Origin of the sequence: Paraburkholderia sp. EG287B, assembly GCF_040965595.1 — a bacterium.
Taxonomy (GTDB): Bacteria; Pseudomonadota; Gammaproteobacteria; order Burkholderiales; family Burkholderiaceae; genus Paraburkholderia.
This window is the reverse complement of the sequence record NZ_JBFRCG010000072.1, coordinates 1-1423: the sequence shown is the minus strand read 5'-3', so window position 1 is coordinate 1423 and position 1423 is coordinate 1. Positions and strand designations below refer to the sequence as shown.

Annotated in this window: 1 protein-coding gene; it reads left to right on the top strand. The window is 59.9% G+C overall.

Annotated elements, in window-relative coordinates:
* Window positions 1-138: 138 nt before the first annotated feature.
* Window positions 139-1152 carry an IS110 family transposase gene (locus AB4Y40_RS42710; protein ID WP_368692981.1) on the top strand — a complete coding sequence of 338 codons (1014 nt, stop codon included), beginning with the start codon at window positions 139-141 and terminating at the stop codon, window positions 1150-1152.
* Window positions 1153-1423 lie beyond the last annotated feature (271 nt).

Below are 1423 nucleotides of genomic sequence, written 5' to 3'. Positions count from 1 at the left end.
TGCAGATGGTATGGACGCCTCCCCCCGGAAACGGGCCGTCGTGGAAGTGACGGACCGGGCGCGGGAGACTTGGCACGCGTCGGTCTGCGTATGCCAAAGTAAGGGTGCTCGTCAACCGCGCGTCAAGGAGAACCGGAAATGAAACCCACCCTCATCGGAATGGACATTGCCAAGCGGGTATTCCAGCTTCATGCACTCGACCCGCAGAGCGGCCAGATCGAAAGACTCAAGCTAAAGCGTGCACAGGTTCTCGAGTTCTTCGCCAGGCGCGCACCTTCGGTTGTTGTGATGGAAGCCTGTGGCAGCGCACACGACTGGGCGAGACGGTTGCAGCAGCTCGGTCATGATGCGAGGCTCATCTCCGCGCGGTCAGTGCGGCCGTTTGTGTTGCGTAACAAGACCGACGCGGCCGATGCCCGAGCCATCTGCACAGCGGCGCAGCAGCCGGATGCGCGCTTTGTTGCTATCAAGAGTGAAGATCAGCAAGCCATCCTGGCGATACATCGGATGCGTGCCCAGCTCATGAAGTTCCGCATCATGCAAACCAACGCGTTGCGCGGCCTGTTATACGAGTTCGGCGAAACACTGCCCGAGAGTTATCGGGCCTTCGCCAAAGCATTCCCTGCCACGCTTGCAGGGGTCGCTGAACGTCTGCCAGGGATCCTGATCGACAGCCTGCGTGAGCAATGGAATCGCGTTCAGGCCACCGACAAGGAAATCACCGTGCTTGAGCGGCGGCTCGCTACCGCCTTTCGTAACAACGGGGACTGCCAGAAGGTCGCCGACATCCCTGGCGTTGGCCTTCTCACTGCCACCGCGACGGTTGCATCTATCGGCGATGCGCGAACGTTCAAATCCGGCCGTGAGTTTGCCGCCTGGCTGGGTCTGGTGCCGAGGCAGACGGGAACGGGTGGACGGGTACGACAGATGGGCCTGAGCAAACGCGGCGACACCTATTTGCGCACACTGCTAATGCACGGCGCCCGCTCGGTCATCATCCAGGGCACACGATCGGCGTGGATCGACGGCCTGCTCAGGCGCAGACCGTTTAATGTCGCCGTTGCTGCTGTCGCCAACAAACTGGCACGAACCATCTGGGCGGTACTTGCCCGAGCGCAGGGCTATCAGGCTTCACCGCCCGCTGCTGCGTAGACTTCACGTTATGACGGCTTCCTGAAACCTTCCTCAAGGAGCGCAAGCAAGTGCTGCATGATGGCTAACAGGTTGGACCGGGGCGAGGAAAACCCGATAGGGAAGATGAACCATTGTGTTCGATTTGCAGATGAGGACCTCGCCAGCTAATTCCATTAGGGCCTGCAGGCGCATACCGACCTGCGAAAACGGGCCGGACATAAGCGTGCTGCCTTTACCTGAAAGCCAAAAATCGCAACACTGTTTGCAATCCGGGAGGCGTCCACATAAG